General features: G+C 41.5%; 12 protein-coding genes. 8 read left to right on the top strand and 4 right to left on the bottom strand.

The genetic code is table 11. From position 1 onward, the window contains the following. The first annotated feature begins 30 nt into the window (after positions 1-30). From apbC to G6R09_RS10005, 8 genes are all read left to right on the top strand, one after another. Entirely contained in the window at positions 31-1,119 is a 1,089-nt protein-coding gene (apbC, locus tag G6R09_RS10040; protein ID WP_065168202.1) for an iron-sulfur cluster carrier protein ApbC, read from the top strand. A gap of 149 nt (positions 1,120-1,268) precedes the next feature. After that, a complete protein-coding gene (gene udk, locus G6R09_RS10035; RefSeq protein ID WP_065168203.1) occupies positions 1,269-1,913 on the top strand; it encodes a uridine kinase in 645 nt (214 codons plus the stop codon). A 184-nt stretch (positions 1,914-2,097) separates the two neighbouring features. Next, positions 2,098-2,691, top strand: coding sequence for a dCTP deaminase (gene dcd, locus G6R09_RS10030; RefSeq protein WP_065168204.1), 594 nt, complete (start codon positions 2,098-2,100; stop codon positions 2,689-2,691). A gap of 208 nt (positions 2,692-2,899) precedes the next feature. Next, a complete protein-coding gene (locus tag G6R09_RS10025; RefSeq protein WP_163922147.1) occupies positions 2,900-5,026 on the top strand; it encodes an AsmA family protein in 2,127 nt (708 codons plus the stop codon). Between the two features lie 187 nt (positions 5,027-5,213). Beyond that, positions 5,214-6,200, top strand: coding sequence for an inner membrane protein YhjD (yhjD, locus tag G6R09_RS10020; protein ID WP_163922146.1), 987 nt, complete (start codon positions 5,214-5,216; stop codon positions 6,198-6,200). A 425-nt stretch (positions 6,201-6,625) separates the two neighbouring features. Then, positions 6,626-7,948 (top strand): anaerobic C4-dicarboxylate transporter, encoded by a 1,323-nt coding sequence (locus G6R09_RS10015; protein WP_065168207.1) that lies wholly within the window; start codon positions 6,626-6,628, stop codon positions 7,946-7,948. A 333-nt stretch (positions 7,949-8,281) separates the two neighbouring features. Beyond that, on the top strand, positions 8,282-9,523 hold the full coding sequence (codB, locus tag G6R09_RS10010; protein WP_065168208.1) for a cytosine permease: 1,242 nt from the start codon (positions 8,282-8,284) through the stop codon (positions 9,521-9,523). Positions 9,524-9,532: 9 nt separating this feature from the next. After that, entirely contained in the window at positions 9,533-10,810 is a 1,278-nt protein-coding gene (locus G6R09_RS10005) for a cytosine deaminase (protein ID WP_163922143.1), read from the top strand. A gap of 82 nt (positions 10,811-10,892) precedes the next feature. Here the strand turns inward: G6R09_RS10005 and G6R09_RS10000 are convergent, their stop codons facing one another. From G6R09_RS10000 to rne, 4 genes are all read right to left on the bottom strand, one after another. Beyond that, positions 10,893-11,327: a phosphate-starvation-inducible protein PsiE gene (locus G6R09_RS10000; RefSeq protein ID WP_065168210.1), complete on the bottom strand. Its 435-nt coding sequence runs from the start codon at positions 11,325-11,327 to the stop codon at positions 10,893-10,895. Between the two features lie 157 nt (positions 11,328-11,484). Beyond that, the gene (gene cobO / locus G6R09_RS09995; RefSeq protein ID WP_163922140.1) at positions 11,485-12,090 is read right to left on the bottom strand and encodes a cob(I)yrinic acid a,c-diamide adenosyltransferase; all 606 of its coding nucleotides are present in this window, start codon (positions 12,088-12,090) and stop codon (positions 11,485-11,487) included. Positions 12,091-12,222: 132 nt separating this feature from the next. Beyond that, complete coding sequence (locus tag G6R09_RS09990; protein ID WP_065176276.1) at positions 12,223-13,779, bottom strand: SulP family inorganic anion transporter; 1,557 nt, start codon at positions 13,777-13,779, stop codon at positions 12,223-12,225. Positions 13,780-14,022: 243 nt separating this feature from the next. Further along, positions 14,023-17,322, bottom strand: a complete 3,300-nt coding sequence (gene rne / locus G6R09_RS09985) for a ribonuclease E (RefSeq protein ID WP_163922137.1) — start codon at positions 17,320-17,322, stop codon at positions 14,023-14,025. Positions 17,323-17,630: the final 308 nt, after the last annotated feature.

The raw sequence follows: 17,630 nt of genomic DNA, 5'->3' as shown, positions 1-17,630 counted from the left end.
AGCTATAACATTTATGTGGAGCGCTAATTTATGGCAACAACGACAAACCATTTCGACAGTGTTGGTGATATTAGCCAATGGCTGAACCAATTTGAACACCCACTGCTCAGTGCGGAATGGGCTGATGTTCCTCACTTTGTTTCAGTCTCGGCTGAGGGCGTTATCATTATTACAATCCCATTTGCTGCCAACGAATTAGCTCAGCAATTGCGGCAGTGGATTGCACAGCAACAACAGCAAGGCATCGTCAATAGTGGTGTAAATTTTGATGTCCGTTGCCGAGTCGCGCCGCTAGCGGTTGTTGATAAACAGCCTCTTCGCGGTGTTAAAAATATTATTGTTGTAAGTTCTGCCAAAGGCGGGGTGGGCAAATCAACCACTTCGGTTAACTTAGCCTTAGGATTACAGCAACAAGGTGCCAAGGTTGGCCTATTAGACGCTGATATTTATGGCCCGTCAGTGCCGATGATGTTAGGCACAATCGATCAAAAACCACAATCGCCTGATGGTAAAATGATGGCACCGATTGAAGCGCATGGTTTATATACTAACTCTGTCGGTTATTTGGTGCCGGCTGAGAGTGCCACTATTTGGCGTGGGCCAATGGCCTCAAAGGCACTTGCGCAAATTATCACTGAAACCTGGTGGCCTGATCTGGATTATTTAGTGATTGATATGCCACCAGGTACTGGCGATATTCAATTAACCTTGTCACAGCAAATACCCGTAACGGGGGCGATAGTGGTGACGACGCCACAAGATCTTGCTTTAGCCGATGCGATTAAAGGTATCAGCATGTTTAATAAGGTTGATGTGCCAGTGCTAGGTATTGTTGAGAATATGAGTTATCACATTTGTAGCAATTGTGGTCATCAAGAGCATATTTTTGGTACTGGCGGTGCGGCAAAAATGGCGCAAGATTATGCGGTGCCATTACTGGCCCAATTACCATTAGATATCAAAATTCGTGAGGATATTGATAATGGTACGCCAACGGTGATTTCGTCACCTGAATCAGAACAGGCTGCGTCATATATTATGTTAGCGGCAAATATTGCTAGCCGATTATATTGGCAGGGTGAGACAGTGGTCGAGCAGATTACTATTCGTACAATGTAGTTGTTGATTCAACAAAATTCGCTGAGATTATAATCAGATATGTCAGATGTCTCATTTTTACTGGTATCTGACATAGCAACTGCTTATAATCAGAGGGTTTAATTTATCCATATTCGCCTTGCTACGTGGTCTAATAGGTACTTTCTGATATGTCTGAAACTTCACACCAATGCGTTATTATCGGTATTGCAGGCGCTTCTGCTTCCGGTAAAAGTCTGATTGCCAGCACAGTTTATAAAGAGTTAAAAGCAAAAGTCGGCGATCATCAGATCGGTGTAATCACGGAAGATTGTTACTATAACGATCAAAGCCATCTAACAATGGAAGATCGTGTTAAAACTAACTACGACCATCCTAATGCGCTTGATCATAATTTATTGTGTGATCACCTTGAGCAACTAATGAAAGGTGAAGCAGTAGAAGTACCACAATATAGCTACAGTGAGCATACTCGTTTACAAGAAAGCACGACAATGACACCGAAAAAAGTGATCATTTTAGAAGGCATTTTATTGTTAACAGATCCTCGCCTGCGTGACATTATGCATGCTAGCGTATTTATGGATACGCCACTTGATATCTGTTTGCTACGCCGTTTACAACGTGATGTTGCAGAGCGTGGTCGTACAATGGAATCAGTGTTGGTGCAGTACCAAAAAACGGTACGTCCAATGTTTATGCAGTTTATTGAGCCATCAAAGCAATATGCGGATATTATTGTTCCGCGTGGTGGTAAGAACCGTATCGCAATCGATGTGTTAAAAGCACATATCGCTAAATTGCTGCGTTCGTAACAATTTAAAATGAATAAGGCTGACAATATGTCAGCCTTATTTTTAGGTTATGTTTGTGGGAATACCCCGTTAACCGTTGCTAACCCATCATTAAAATTAACCATTATTGATGGGTTTTATTATATCACTCACATGTGCTGAGCACTGATAGGATAGAGTGCGTATTACGCAGGAGAGAGCTTAAATGAGACTGTGCGATAGAGATATCAGGGCTTACCTTGATGAAGGAAAAATCAGCATTGAACCACGACCCGCTGATGATTGTATTAGTGGTCTAACGATTGATGTTAGTCTTGGTAATAATTTCCGCGTCTTTAATGATCATGGTGCACCATTTATTGATCTGTCAGGTAAAAAAGAAGATGTTGCTGCTCAACTTGATAAAGTCATGAGTGATGAAATTGTGGTTGCAGAAAATGAAGCCTTTTTTCTTCATCCTGGTCAATTAGCATTAGCGGTTACCCATGAATCAGTAACACTACCTGATAATATCGTTGGTTGGCTTGACGGACGTTCATCATTGGCACGTTTAGGCTTAATGGTGCATGTGACGGCTCACCGTATTGATCCAGGCTGGTCTGGACGTATTGTGCTTGAGTTTTATAATTCAGGCCGTTTGCCTTTAGCCTTGCGCCCACATATGCCAATTGGTGCGTTAAGCTTTGAGACCTTATCTGGCTCAGCAGAAAAACCGTATAATAAGCGTACTGATGCCAAATATAAAAATCAGCAAGGTGCTGTGGCCAGTCGTATTAATGAAGATGACAAGCAAAGTTAATCTTTTTTAATCGCTAATAGGTGTATTCTCGCGTACACATTATTAAAGGCAGCCTTCGGGTTGCCTTTTGTTTAGCTATTACGCTTATGGTGAACTAATCTTGGAGTTAATGGTCTTAATAACATTGATTTTTAAGGTTAATCTTCAACAAATTATTTTTGCATAACGACCGATTCATTGTGGCGTTATATGCATAGCCGAGGGCACAATGAAAAAAATACTTTATATTCTACTCGGGCTGATTTTATTAGTCGTAATTGGCATTGGTGCACTGGTCACCTTTGTTAACCCTAATCAGTTTAAGCCGCTGTTAACTGAACAAGTCAAAAAGATGACAGGGCGTGATTTGGTTATTAAAGGCGATATCCGTTGGCGTTTTTTCCCGACACTAGGTTTAAGTGTTGGCGAAACGGCATTTCGAAACCCAACCGGATTTGCACAGCCTAATTTAGTCCAATTTAAGCAAGCAGATTTGTCTGTCTCTGTTTTACCGTTGTTGTCACAGCAACTTGATATTGGTGATATGCGTTTAGAAGGGGCGCATGTTTTTGTTCAAACCTTAAAAAATGGTGTGACTAACCTTGAAGGGTTAACTAACAAGAAAACCGCCGCAGACAACGCAACAACAGAGCAGGCTGAGGCTGATAAAGTTGCAGTAGAAGATAATCAGCAAAGTGCTAAGAAGTCGCACTGGAAAGTGGCAGTTGCAGGTATCGAGCTGGTGGATGCGAGCGCAGAAATTCGTAATGACCAAACTAATACAGTAGCACAGCTTAACCACATTAATTTCACTCTTGGTAGTTTTGCGCCACAAACATGGACTAAAGCCAGCTTTGATATTCAAGGTAAAGTGAATGCCTTGTCTTTTACTGCCAAAGGTAGCACTGAGCTCAATCTTGCTGCTGATTATAACAATGTTGAACTAAAATCATTGACTGCTCAAATGAGCATGAATGACGGTAAGACTGAAATTAAAAATGCGCAATTAGGGCTGGATCAATTTACGATTGGACAATGGTCTAATGTTACTTTTTCCGTTAATGGACAAGTACCGAATCTAAACTTTGATACTCACGGTAGTACCAAAGTAAAGCTTGCTCCAGATCATAATATAGTCACGCTGCAAGGGCTAAAAGTGACCAATGATTTAACCGGTAGTGCCTTACCGCGCTCAACCATGAATGTGGTGGTTAATACTGATGCAACGTATGATATTAACCAAAAGTTAGCGTTAGTGAGCAAGCTTGATATTAATGCTGATGGTACTAAGATTTCTGGCTCAGGTTCATATTTAGCTGCGGCTATTCCTGATGTTCGCTTTGCGTTATCAAGTGATAATATCGATGTCGATAGTTGGTTAGCGGCTAAAAAAACCACGACAGATTCTGCTGAATCGGCAGCTGAAGTTGGGGATACTGCTGCTGTAGCGGTCGATCATCAACCTGCAACGGCTGAACCTGATCTTAGTGCACTGAAAAACATTAATGTTGCGGGTATGATTGCTATCAAGCAATTAAAAATCGCCAATGCTGAGGTTGAGAATGTCAAAGTTGTTACGTCGATTAAAAAAGGCGTTGCAACGATTAATCGTTTTGAAGCGAATTTATATGACGGTAAGATCACCGGTAGTGCATCTGTTAATGTAAACAGTGCCTTACCAAGCTATCGTTTAAAAAATACTATTACCAATGTGGCTATTTTACCGTTACTAAAAGCGGTAGCGAATAATCAGCAATTGGCTGGTAAAGCAAACATTACTGCAGATCTGAGTGGTCGAGGTTTATCTGAAGCGAATATTCGTCATAATATTGCTGGCTCTGTGAAAGTAAATATTGTTGATGGTACGGTATATGGGGTTAATATTTCTGATCTACTTCGTAATGCAAAGGCTAAACTAAAAGGCCAAGCAGATACGGGCACTGATACCACCAAGAAAACAGATTTCTCAGCGTTAACCACAACCTTACGCTTGGGTAATGGCATTGCATCAACGGATAATTTCCAATTAACGTCACCTTTATTGGCGATTAACGGTCAAGGTAAAACTAATCTGGTTGATGAAGGTATTGATCTGACGATTAATACTAAAGTTGTTGCTAGTGGTAAAGGGCTTGATGACATTAAAGGTATTAGTGTACCTATCCATGTTGGTGGTGATTGGCAGCAACCTAAATATCGATTAAATATTAAAGACTTATTTAAAAATAATGCGGTATTAGAGAGTAAAGCTAAGAAAGAGATCAACCGTGGCTTAGAAAAACTGTTTGGTGATAAAGCCAAAGATGACAACATTAAACATGCTGCAGATAAATTATTGAAAGGGTTATTTAATTAACCTTGAGTCTGTAGTGGTATCACTCACATAAAGTATGATAAAAAGGTTTGCTGCTATCGGCAAACCTTTTATTTTTAACTCTGTTATCAACCAAATCGCTGCCGTTTAGCGATTTGTTATTATCAATTGGTTGATTTTCATCCATTGTTAATATTGTTGAGTATTTTCATAACACATCACTAAAATTATGACTAACAAAACCACAACTACTGAAAAACCAACGATAATCTCTAAAATAATAGCGGGATTAATTGTGGTGGGTAATACAATCAAAGCATTACCGCCGATAGACCATTTTATACGAGCTGCTGATCGATTTAATGATCGTTTAGGCAGTCAGTTTGGTGCAGCAATTACCTATTTTTCATTTTTATCATTAATACCCATTTTGATGGTGTTATTTGCTGCTGCGGGTTTTATTTTGGCATCAAACCAAACATTGCTGACCAATATTATTGATAAAATTGTTGCCGGTGTTACGGATCCAAACCTCGCTAATACCCTTAAGCAAATGGTACAAACGGCGATTAGCCAGCGTACAACGGTAGGTTTAAGTGGTCTAGCGATTGCTTTTTATTCCGGTATCAGCTGGATGGGTAACTTGCGTGAAGCTGTTCGTGCTCAAACCCGTGATGTTTGGGAGCGTAAACCCGAAGATAAAGAACATATCTTACTGCAATATTGTAAAGATCTGATTGGCTTAACCGGCTTGGTGGCAGCGTTGATTTTTACGGTAGTGTTAACCTCTGTTGCGGGTTCCGCTCAAGCGACGATTGTTGATGCATTAGGGTTAGGCGGTATTACTTGGTTGCGCCCGGTATTAACATCTATTGCATTGACGATTTCAATTTTGGCCAACTACCTGATGTTTTTATGGATATTTTGGATGTTGCCTCGACGTCGCTTTAATCGTAAAACATTAATGCAAGGCACTTTATTAGCCGCGGTTGGTTTTGAAGCGATTAAATTTGCGATGACATTCCTATTGCCTAAATTAGCCAGCTCACCATCGGGGGCGGCATTTGGCTCTATCATAGGTTTAATGGCATTCTTCTATTTCTTTGCTCGATTAACATTATTTTGTGCAGCATGGATCGCCACGGCAAAAGAAAACCGCCCAGGTTATGGTGTCGTTGCTGCTGATGACGATACAGACATAGATACCGATAAATAACGCTTAAATTAGTGCGATTAAACCCTAAAACTTTTGAAGGATAGCCAGTGAGCTATCCTTTTTTCGTGGTCTTTATTTGTATCAATTACGTTATAATAACGGGCTAGATAAAAGCAGTAGCAATGCAATTTGGTGTTTATTTGTGATGTATTGTAAGTCAACGTTATGATGATATTGCAACCAATAAGTTTAAGTTGGTTGTTTATTTGTTTTTGTTATGTTGCTTGAGTGGTGTTGTTAGGTGGCTAAATTGTTTTATTGTGGGGGCGGTTTTTTGAGTGGCTTCTCAGTAGTGATGCAAGACGATTATTGCTATTAAGTGACTTGATATTTATCAATATGACTTAGTGAGCTAACAGGCATTTTACTTCCTATGATAGGTATTTTGGAAACCAGAATACCGGTGGTATATAGGGAGATAAGTCATGTTGTATTTGGAATTTTTATTCCTGTTATTGGTATTGTATGCCGGTAGCCGTTTTGGTGGTATTGGATTAGGCGTTGTTTCAGGATTAGGGCTGTTGGTGGAAGTATTTATCTTCCGTATGCCGCCAACCTCACCACCGATCACTGTGATGCTGATCATTCTTGCGGTTGTAACCTGTGCCTCGATTTTAGAAGCGGCTGGTGGCCTCAAATACATGCTGCAAGTGGCTGAGCGTATATTACGTAGTAATCCGAAACGCGTTACTATCGTTGGTCCACTAGTGACTTACGTGATGACTTTTATGTTAGGAACCGGTCACGCAGTATATTCAATTATGCCTATCATTGGCGATGTTGCACTTAAAAATGGTATCCGTCCAGAGCGACCAATGGCTGCTTCATCGGTCGCCTCGCAACTGGCGATCACTGCAAGTCCTATCTCTGCTGCGGTGGTTTACTACCTCGCGCAATTATCCGGTCTTAATGAATCTATCCATTTATTATCTATTTTAATGGTGACTATTCCGGCAACATTAGGCGGAACCTTGTTGCTATCATTGTATAGCTTACGTCGTGGTAAAGAGCTGGCAGATGATCCTGAATACCAACGCCGTTTACAAGATCCTGTTTGGCGTGATCAAATCCTTCATACCACTAAAACCTCATTAAATGAGCAGTTACCCCGTTCAGCAATGCACGCTGTGATGTTATTCGTGGTAGCGTTAGTCACGATTGTTATTGTGGCAATGGTGCCAGAAATTCGCACTATTGGCGATGCCAAGCCAATCTCGATGTCATTAATTATTCAAATGATGATGCTTGGTTTTGGTGGTTTAATCTTGTTAGTGACCCGTACTAATGTACAGAAAGTGCCAGAAGGGGTAGTGTTTAAATCGGGAATGGTAGCGGCAATCGCTATTTTTGGTATTGCTTGGATGAGTGATACTTACTTCCAATATGCAATGCCATCGTTTAAATCGGGCATTACAGAAATGGTACAAGGGTATCCGTGGACGTTTGCATTAGCGTTATTCACCGTGTCTGTGGTGGTTAACTCACAAGCAGCAACGGCACGAATGATGTTGCCTGTTGGTTTAGCAATGGGATTAAGCCCTGCATTGTTAATTGGTTTAATGCCAGCGACATACGGTTACTTTTTCATTCCTAATTACCCATCAGATATTGCTACCGTCAACTTTGATGTTACAGGTACGACTAAAATTGGTAAATGGTATTTTAACCATAGCTTCATGATGCCGGGCTTAATTGGTGTCGTTTCCGCTTGTTGTATTGGTTATGTACTTGCTCAAATGATTATCTAACGGATTAATAATTGATAATAAAAAGGCACTTTAAGTGCCTTTTTTTATTTGAACAGACCAAATGTAATTTAATTAATATTTTGATTGATAACCTTACTGTAATGCTCTATTGGTGGCATATTATTGCTTTAATTTGTTTCAAGATGTTATGTTTTCTGTTTTATTATTTATTTAAGTTATTGTTATTTATAATTTATTTTTGTTAAAGTTAAATATTAACGTTTGCTTTTGTTTAATATCGTTGACTATCTTATTTTTATACTCATAATACGCGCCGTTTATCCATGGCATCGAGCTTAATTTTAATGTTTGTATTAGATTGTGGTGGTAAAAATGGCGGCAGATAATAATTATAGTCTTGGTCCTGTGCCAATGACGGCCAGAAAAAGCGTAGTATCATTAACCATGGTGATGCTTGGATTAACGTTCTTTTCTGCCAGTATGTGGACCGGCGGAGCGTTAGGTATTGGACTTTCTTTTGATGACTTCTTTCTTGCTGTGATTATCGGCAATCTTATCCTTGGTATTTATACTTCTTTTCTTGGTTACATCGGCGCTTCAACTGGCCTTTCAACACATCTTCTTGCTCGTTTCTCTTTTGGCGTTAAAGGCTCTTGGTTACCTTCGGCATTGTTGGGCGGTACACAAGTGGGTTGGTTTGGTGTTGGCGTAGCGATGTTTGCTATTCCTGTTCACAAAGCAACCGGTATTGATACCAATATATTAATCATGGTATCGGGGTTATTGATGACAGTGACGGTCTATTTTGGCATGTCGGCGTTAATGATTTTATCGGCAGTTGCTGTGCCTGCGATTGCTTTATTAGGTGGATATTCTGTTTTTGATGCTATTGAGAGCATTGGCGGGGTGAGTGTCATTAAAGCAGTAGAGCCAGCGGTGAGTATTGATTTTTCTGTAGCAGTAGCAATGGTTGTCGGCTCTTTTGTGAGTGCAGGAACTTTAACGGCTGACTTTGTTCGCTTTGGTAAAAAGCCTGCTAGTGCTGTGCTAGTGACGATGGTGGCATTTTTCATTGGTAATTCGCTGATGTTTATTTTTGGCGCAGCGGGTGCGGCAGCAACAGGCGAAGCTGATATTTCAGAAGTGATGATCGCGCAAGGGTTACTGATTCCTGCAATTATTGTATTGGGGTTAAATATTTGGACCACCAACGATAATGCGCTCTATGCTTCAGGCTTAGGTTTTTCTAATATTACCGGATTACCAAGTAAGTATATTTCGATGGTTAATGGTGTTATCGGAACGCTGTTTGCTTTGTGGTTATACAATAACTTCGTTGGTTGGTTAACCTTTCTTTCGTTAGCGATTCCACCTATTGGTGGCGTCATTATTGCGGACTTTATGGCAAATCGTAGCCGTTATAAAGATTTTGCAACGGCTGAATTTAAAAATATCAATTGGGCGGGTATTGTGGCAGTTATTGTCGGCGTGGCTTGTGGGCATTATTTACCAGGGGTTGTGCCAGTCAATGCTGTTTTAGGTGGTGCTGTGAGTTATTTAATTCTTAATCCAATTTTTAATAAAAAGCGCGTAGCTGACGTTCAGCCAGCGTAAGGACATATCATGACAACTTTATTGATTAAAAATGCCATCCTTCAAGGTCAATCAGGCTTAAAGCAGATTCTGATTGAGAACGGCCAATTTAAACGTATTGAGAATAATGACGTTGATTTTGATTACCACGGTGAGCTCCTTGATGCTGAAGGTGGATTAGCCGTTGCGCCTTTTTGCGAACCTCATATTCACTTAGATACCACTCAAACCGCAGGTGAGCCGAGTTGGAACATATCAGGCACCTTATTTGAAGGTATTGAACGCTGGGCTGAGCGTAAGCAAACATTATCGATTGAAGATGTAAAATCACGCGCTAAACAAACCCTAAAATGGCAAATTGCGAACGGCGTACAACATGTGCGTACCCATGTTGATGTCTCAGATCCAACCTTGGTGGCATTGAAAGCCATGGTCGAAGTTCGCGAAGAAATGAAGCAATGGGTTGATATTCAAATTGTTGCCTTTCCGCAAGAGGGTATTTTGTCATACCCAAATGGTAAGCAATTATTAGAGCAAGCGGTGCAGTTGGGCGCAGATGTTATTGGTGCTATTCCTCACTTTGAATTTACCCGTGAGTATGGTGTTGAATCGCTACATTACGTGTTTGAATTAGCACGTAAATATGATTGTTTGATTGATGTTCACTGTGATGAGATTGACGATGAACAATCGCGCTTTGTTGAAACAGTTGCAGCGTTAGCACATAAATATGACATGGGTGAGAAGGTTACAGCAAGCCATACCACAGCAATGGGATCATACAATGGCGCTTATGCTTCGCGTTTGTTCCGTTTATTAAAAATGTCAGGGATTAACTTTGTTGCCAACCCACTGGTTAATATTCACCTGCAAGGACGTTTTGATGATTACCCTAAGCGTCGTGGCGTAACCCGCGTTAAAGAAATGCTAGCTGCTAATATTAATGTGTGTTTTGGCCACGATGATGTGTTTGACCCTTGGTACCCATTAGGTACAGCAAACATGCTGCAAGTGCTGCATATGGGGCTACACGTGTGCCAAGTGATGGGTTATGACCAAATTAATCAGTCATTAGATTTGATCAGCAACAACTCAGCACGAACACTGAATATTCAACATCGTTATGGTATTGAGCAAGGCAAGCCAGGAAGCTTATTAATTTTACCTGCAGAAAATGGTTTTGATGCTGTGCGTCGTCAAGTGCCGGTGCGTTACTCTATTCGTCACGGTAACGTTATTGCGACAACTCAACCAGCTATCACTCAGATACATTTGAATGAAGTAGAGCAAGTCTCATTTAAACGTTAATGATTAACAAGTTATAACGTTAAGGGCGAATCATGTGATTCGCCCTTTTTGATCGTAAGTAATGTGTCTTTAAAATTGATGATTAATCATCAGCTTGCTTTTTACCCGGTTCTTGTGGCTCTTCATAAGGCCAGTAGTGATGACCTATACGGATCAATACTGTTGCCGCAGCAAGAATAAATGCCGCTAGTGACAGCCAAATAATAAAGGAGCCATCAAGCTCTTTCATGCCAAGGGTAATATAACGGGCAATAGCCATAATGGCGATATAGAGCGGATACCGCACCGGAATCTTACCGTGAGCAACAAATTGCTGCACCATAGCCAAAATTTCGAGATAAATGAACATCAATAAAATGTCAGTTAGCTGAATATTACGGTTAACGAATACATGAATAAATTCATTCACCATTGCGACAACAGTGGCTAAAGTAATCGCGGTTAATAATATCGCTTCTAAAATATGGAACACTTTTAGAAAAGGTTTACTAAATGAGCGAGGTAAATGGGAAGGCATATTTTCTCCAGCGTTAGCGCTGTTTATATTTTTATCAAGCATGCTCTTTATTGTAAGAGATAATGCTTATTCTAATAGTGAAATTTTGTTAAATTTAACTATGTGTGTGCTTATTGTTCGAGTTGTGTTTTATTTAAACACGATTGGTGGTGGTTGATCACCAATCAATACCTTTGCGAGCTTTTATGCCTTGCTCAAAAGCATGTTTTACATTACGTACTTCAGAAACAGTGTCTGCAATTTCAATTAATTGACGATGAGCAGCGCGGCCAGTAATGATAACGGTTTGTTGTGGCGGTCGCGCAGTGATAGCTGCGATGATCTCAGCTAAATCAATATAATCATAAGTCACCATGTAGGTGAGTTCATCAAGTAATACCACATCAAGTTTTTCATCGGCTAACATTGCTTTGCAATCAGCCCAAGTTGTTTGTGCTGCGAGTGTATCTGCGGTTTTATTTTGGGTTTCCCATGTAAAGCCTGTCGCCATCACTGAGAAAGTCACACCATGTTGTTGCAGTAGGTTCCGCTCACCACAATCCCAGGTGCCTTTAATAAATTGTCCGACTCCACATTGTTGTCCGTGGCCGATTGCGCGGGCGATCATACCAAAACCTGAGGTTGATTTACCTTTACCATTACCCGTAATAACCACTACCAGCCCTCGTTCTTGCTGGGCGGCATTGATTTTATTATCAACCTGCTGTTTTAGACGTTGTTGACGAGCTTGATGGCGATCATCCTTGGTGGTTTTATCAACCATAATTTCCTCTCAAAAGCATTGTCGTATAGATAATATAGCGTACCAGTGATTATAAACGAAAGCCCGTGTAGTCATAGGACTGCGCGGGCTTTTTTATGTCATGAGCTGATTTTAAGTAAGTTACTTTACAGCTTAACCTAGAACGTCAGTAGCAACTTTATAGGTTGGATCTTCAAGCATATTGACTTCGACCAGATTACCGGCTTTTTGCAGCAGTCGGCGACACTCAGGGCTTAGGTGGCGAATATGCAGGGTTTTATTACGGCTCGCGTAACGTTCAGCAAGAGTATCAATTGCTTCAATGGCTGAGTGATCGGCAACACGAGAATGGGCAAAATCAATAATCACTGTGTTTGGATCATTACTCGCGTCAAATAACTCTAAGAAATGAGAAGCAGAGCCAAAGAATAGTGGACCATTGACTTGGTAAACTTTAGCGCCGTCGTTATCAACATGAGATGTTGCATAAATTTGTTTGGCGTGATTCCAAGCAAAGACTAATGCTGAGTAAATAACCCCCACAAACACAGCCACAGCAAGATCGGCAGCCACAGTTACACAGGTAACAAGAATAATGGTGAAGAAGTCATGCTTAGGTACTTTACGAATCATACGTAAACTTGCCCACTCAAAGGTGCCGATAACAACCATGAACATTACACCAACCAATGCTGCTAATGGAATCATCTCAATGAATGACGAGCCAAATAGAATAAACACTAATAAGCCAATGGCAGCAGTAATGCCTGATAAGCGACCACGACCACCAGAGTTAATGTTGATCATTGATTGGCCAATCATCGCACAACCGCCCATAGCACCAAACACTGAACAAGTGATGTTAGCCATACCTTGACCGACACATTCACGATTACCGTGACCACGAGTATTGGTCATTTCATCAATAACCGTCAGTGTTAGTAATGATTCGATTAAACCAACCGCAGCAAGAATCAGCGAGTAAGGCAAAATGATTTTAAGCGTTTCAAGGTTAACACCTACATTCGGTAGTGCAAATGTTGGTAGCGAGCCTGCAAGGGTAGCATTTGTATCACCACTCATTGTACGTACGAAATCAACTACTGTGCGTGAATCTAGACCTAATACATGTACCAGTGCTGTGACGGTTAAAATGGCAACTAACGAAGAGGGTACCGCTTTAGTGAGCTTAGGTAAAAAGTAGATGATAGCCATGGTTAACAGCACTAATCCCAGCATGATGTAAAGCTGAGTACCGTGCATCCATTCAAGACCACCAGTTAGAGATGGTACTTTAAATTGACCAAGCTGAGCCAAGAAAATAACAATCGCTAAGCCGTTAACAAAACCGATCATTACCGGATGTGGAACCATACGAATAAATTTACCGAGGCGGAATATACCAGCCAGAATTTGAAAAATACCCGCCAACATTACAGCGGCAAATAGATATTGAATGCCGTGTTGAGCGACAAGGCTGACCATTACGACGGCCATTGCCCCTGTTGCGCCCGAGATCATGCCAGGGCGTCCGCCAAAGATGGCAGTAATTAACCCGACAATAAAGGCAGCGTATAGACCAACCATTGGGTCGACACCTGCGACAAAGGCAAAAGCAACAGCTTCTGGTACTAGAGCAAGCGCTACAGTTAATCCAGATAGGATGTCATTTTTGACTGATTGTTGTGAGACTTGAGGAAATTCAGACATATATTAGGCGTTCTTCTCTTCGCTAAAATGAATGGAGAATTAAAAATATTGATTAACAGAATGTTACCGAAAGATTTACACCGCATCAACTTAAGCGGTTAAATGCGGTAAAGTTGTGCTTTGGAGACATATTAATGATGTTAAGCAATCAGGTTGTTAAAAATTATGGCTATTTTTGACTCAAAAAAGAGTAATAAAAAAGCCATGCAGATGCATGGCTTTTTACTAGCAGTTTAAAATAACTTAGTCAAAAGATGGCTTAGTCATTGGTGCTGCTGCTGTATTGGTCGCTGTTTGGCTACCCGCTGAACGTGTTGTTGTCGCTGCACGTAATGGTGCTGCTTCAACTTTTACACTTGCCATTGTTTCTGTTGGTGCAGGTGCTTTGGTCATTGCTGCTATTGCATGGAAACCACGTGGAGAGGTTGCAGTGACGGCCATCGCTTCAGTGACAATTTTAGTCATTGGTGCTGATGCTGTGTTCACAACAGGTGTTTCAACAACAGGTGTTTCAACAACAGGTGTTTCAACTACTGGCGCTTCAACAACAGGTGTTTCAACTACTGGCGCTTCAACAACAGGAGCTTCAACAACAGGCGCTTCAACAACAGGTGCTTCAACAACAGGTGCTTCAACAACAGGTGTTTCAACAACAGGTGCTTCAACAACAGGTGCTTCAACTACAGCCGCTGCACGTAATGGGAAAGCTTTACCCATTGCTAGTTCAGGCATCGCAACACCACCTAAAGTAGGTTGTGATACAACCTCTGGTAATGCTTGAGCGATTGCTGGTTGATGAGGCTGCTCTGTAACAACTTCTGCTACTGGTGCTTCAATTGTTGGCTTAATGCGAGACCATACTTTGCCCATTGCCATTTCTGGTGTTGCTACACCTGATGTTGGACGTTGTGCTTTTGGCTTCTCAACAATAGAGACAACATTTACCATATCGCTAATAGTATCTGTTGCTTCAACAACAGCATGCTCAACCGCGTCGGCAACATTGTAGCAGCTTGGATCTTCGTGCTGCTCATAATCTTGCTTTTCAACACGCGTATCACGAATACGACGACGGCGTTGACCGCTTGCACGTAAGTGGCGTGGTGAACGACGGTTACGACGTTGGTTGTTATCTTGCTCATTGTTTTCAGCTTGCTCATCGATCACTGTTTGATCTTGAGCCGTCGTTGTTTGCGCTTCTTTTGCGATTGTTGTACCCATCTCCATTAATGGTGATGGTGTCGTAAGTGCTGTGATAGCATTTGTTTCAACAACAGCTTGCTCTGCAACAGTCGTTTCTACGTTGTTATCAGTGATACGGATTTTTTTCTGTAACTGACGACGTTGACGACGTTGTTTTGCTTTAACGTTTTTCTCTTCAGCTTCAACAGTGTTATTTGTTTTCGCTTTTACTTCTTCTGGTTGTTGGCGTTGTTGCTTCTGCGCTTGAACCTCTTCTTTACGAGATTGGCGTTGCTGCTCTTTCGCTTCTTCAGAACGAGGTTGACGTTGTTGCTTCGCTGGGCGCTCTTGAGGTTGACGGTTTTTATCCGTGCGCTCATTACGATCATTGCGACGACGAGGTTGACGCTGCTCGTTATTGCGATCTTGCTGTTCAGCGTTGTTGTCTTGAGCACTCTCTTGGTTGTTATTACGGCGAGTGTTATCGCGATTACCTTGACGGTCATTACGACGATTATCAGGACGACGGTTATTGTTGTTACGACGATTATTGGTGTTTGTTTGCTCTTTTACTGGTGCTTCAGGTTCTTGTTTAACAGCAACTGGTTGTTCAGTTTTGTTATTAAAGAATGATGAAATAGCAGCAAAAATACGACTAAAGATACTTGGCGCTTGAGCAATAATCGCTTGTGGTTTAGGTTTAGCAACAGGTTGTACTTCTGGTGCTGCTGCGGCCACTGGAGCGGGTTGTTTTGGTGCTGCAAAACCGTGTAGAACAGGTTCTTCACGCTTTTTAGCTGTACGTTCTTGTTGTGGTGACTCCGTCGCTTCAGCTTCTTTTAGTGCTTCAATAGTACTAGGAAGATGGTACGAAAGTGTATCTTGCTCTTCACCTTCACGAATACGTAACACTTCAAAGTGTGGCGTTTCCATGTCAGCATTTGGAACAATAACAACACGAACATTATGGTACTTTTCAATGTGCTGTACAGCAGGGCGTTTTTCGTTAAGCAAGTAAGAGGCAACAGGCACAGGTACAATAGCAACCACTTGTGAACTGTTATCTTTTAATGCTTCTTCTTCGATTAAACGCAAAATTGAAAGTGACAATGATTCATTATCACGCACAACACCTGTACCCGTACAACGAGGACAAACATGATGGCTTGCTTCTGCTAAAGAAGGGCTTAAACGTTGACGAGACATTTCAAGCAAACCAAAGCGAGATATGCGACCAATTTGTACGCGAGCACGGTCAACACGAACCGCTTCACGTAAACGGTTTTCTACTTCACGTTGGTGACGAACGGGTGTCATATCGATGAAATCAATAACGACTAGACCACCAAGATCGCGAAGACGTAATTGACGTGCAATTTCATCTGCTGCTTCTAAGTTAGTTTGTAGTGCTGTTTCTTCAATATCACCGCCTTTCGTTGCACGCGCTGAGTTGATATCAATAGAAGTCAGTGCTTCTGTTGGATCAATAACAACAGAGCCACCTGAAGGTAAACGAACTTCACGCTGGAACGCAGAGTCAATTTGGCTTTCAATTTGGTAGTGGCTAAATAGCGGTACTTCGCCTTCATAACGCTTAATACGCGATAGGAAGTCTGGTCGAATTAGCTTGATATGATCACGTGCGCGATCAAATACTTGTGGGCTATCGATAAGGATCTCGCCGATATCGCGACGAAGATAATCACGAATAGCACGTGCAATAACGTTACTTTCTTGGTGAATCAAGAACGGAGCAGCTTGAGACTCAGCGGCTTCTTTCACTGCACTCCAGTGATTAAGTAGCACGTTTAAATCCCACTCAAGCTCTTCACCTGATTTACCAACACCAGCAGTACGTACAATTAGACCCATACCGTGAGGCAGTTCTAATGTGCTTAATGCAGCTTTAAGTTGTGTACGCTCTTCACCTTCGATACGACGAGAAATACCGCCAGCACGAGGGTTATTAGGCATTAATACAAGGTAGCTACCTGCTAATGAGATAAAGGTAGTTAGTGCGGCACCTTTGTTGCCACGCTCTTCTTTATCAACTTGAACGATAACTTCTTGGCCTTCTTTCAAGACTTCCTTAATGTTAGGACGACCTTGGTAAGAATAGTTTGACGGGAAGTAATCTTTAGCAACTTCTTTTAATGGGAGGAAGCCATGGCGTTCTGCACCGTAATCAACGAACGCAGCTTCCAGGCTTGGTTCGATACGAGTGATGCGGCCTTTGTAGATATTTGCTTTTTTAGATTCGTGACCTGGGCTTTCGATATCAAGATCAAATAGCTTTTGGCCATCAACTAATGCGACGCGCAACTCTTCCTTTTGAGTCGCGTTAATCAACATTCTTTTCATTATATTGTACTCATTATTGTTGTTGTATTAGCGCCGCTAATTACATCAATTTTTTGATGGTGCCTGACTCCAAGTCTGATGTACGGGTGCAACCTCACGGTTGGAATGCAGGAGTGCTCTATGGCCACACGTATTAGCCAACTGTGTCGAGATGGTTAGATCTGAAATACACAGCTGGTATCACCACATCGAGGTGTGGTTGTATCTGTTACATCAAAAAAATCTGTAATCTGACGGGCTAAAAAAAACTCCGGTAACCATAACGTCTTACGCCACGTGCTGCGTTTATCACCTGAGTTGTATATAAA

Source organism: Photobacterium sp. Alg240-V54 (genome assembly GCF_900537155.1).
Taxonomy (GTDB): domain Bacteria; phylum Pseudomonadota; class Gammaproteobacteria; order Enterobacterales; family Vibrionaceae; genus Photobacterium.
Note: the sequence above shows the minus strand (reverse complement) of the source record. Positions and strands in the feature narration are given on the sequence as shown.

What these genes read in the sequence shown, in the direction of transcription:
- apbC (WP_065168202.1), top strand. Translation starts at nt 31, where the DNA reads ATGGCAACAACGACAAACCATTTCGACAGTGTTGGTGATATTAGCCAA.
- udk (WP_065168203.1), top strand. Translation starts at nt 1,269, where the DNA reads ATGTCTGAAACTTCACACCAATGCGTTATTATCGGTATTGCAGGCGCT.
- dcd (WP_065168204.1), top strand. Translation starts at nt 2,098, where the DNA reads ATGAGACTGTGCGATAGAGATATCAGGGCTTACCTTGATGAAGGAAAA.
- G6R09_RS10025 (WP_163922147.1), top strand. Translation starts at nt 2,900, where the DNA reads ATGAAAAAAATACTTTATATTCTACTCGGGCTGATTTTATTAGTCGTA.
- yhjD (WP_163922146.1), top strand. Translation starts at nt 5,214, where the DNA reads ATGACTAACAAAACCACAACTACTGAAAAACCAACGATAATCTCTAAA.
- G6R09_RS10015 (WP_065168207.1), top strand. Translation starts at nt 6,626, where the DNA reads ATGTTGTATTTGGAATTTTTATTCCTGTTATTGGTATTGTATGCCGGT.
- codB (WP_065168208.1), top strand. Translation starts at nt 8,282, where the DNA reads ATGGCGGCAGATAATAATTATAGTCTTGGTCCTGTGCCAATGACGGCC.
- G6R09_RS10005 (WP_163922143.1), top strand. Translation starts at nt 9,533, where the DNA reads ATGACAACTTTATTGATTAAAAATGCCATCCTTCAAGGTCAATCAGGC.
- G6R09_RS10000 (WP_065168210.1), bottom strand. Translation starts at nt 11,327, where the DNA reads ATGCCTTCCCATTTACCTCGCTCATTTAGTAAACCTTTTCTAAAAGTG.
- cobO (WP_163922140.1), bottom strand. Translation starts at nt 12,090, where the DNA reads ATGGTTGATAAAACCACCAAGGATGATCGCCATCAAGCTCGTCAACAA.
- G6R09_RS09990 (WP_065176276.1), bottom strand. Translation starts at nt 13,779, where the DNA reads ATGTCTGAATTTCCTCAAGTCTCACAACAATCAGTCAAAAATGACATC.
- rne (WP_163922137.1), bottom strand. Translation starts at nt 17,322, where the DNA reads ATGAAAAGAATGTTGATTAACGCGACTCAAAAGGAAGAGTTGCGCGTC.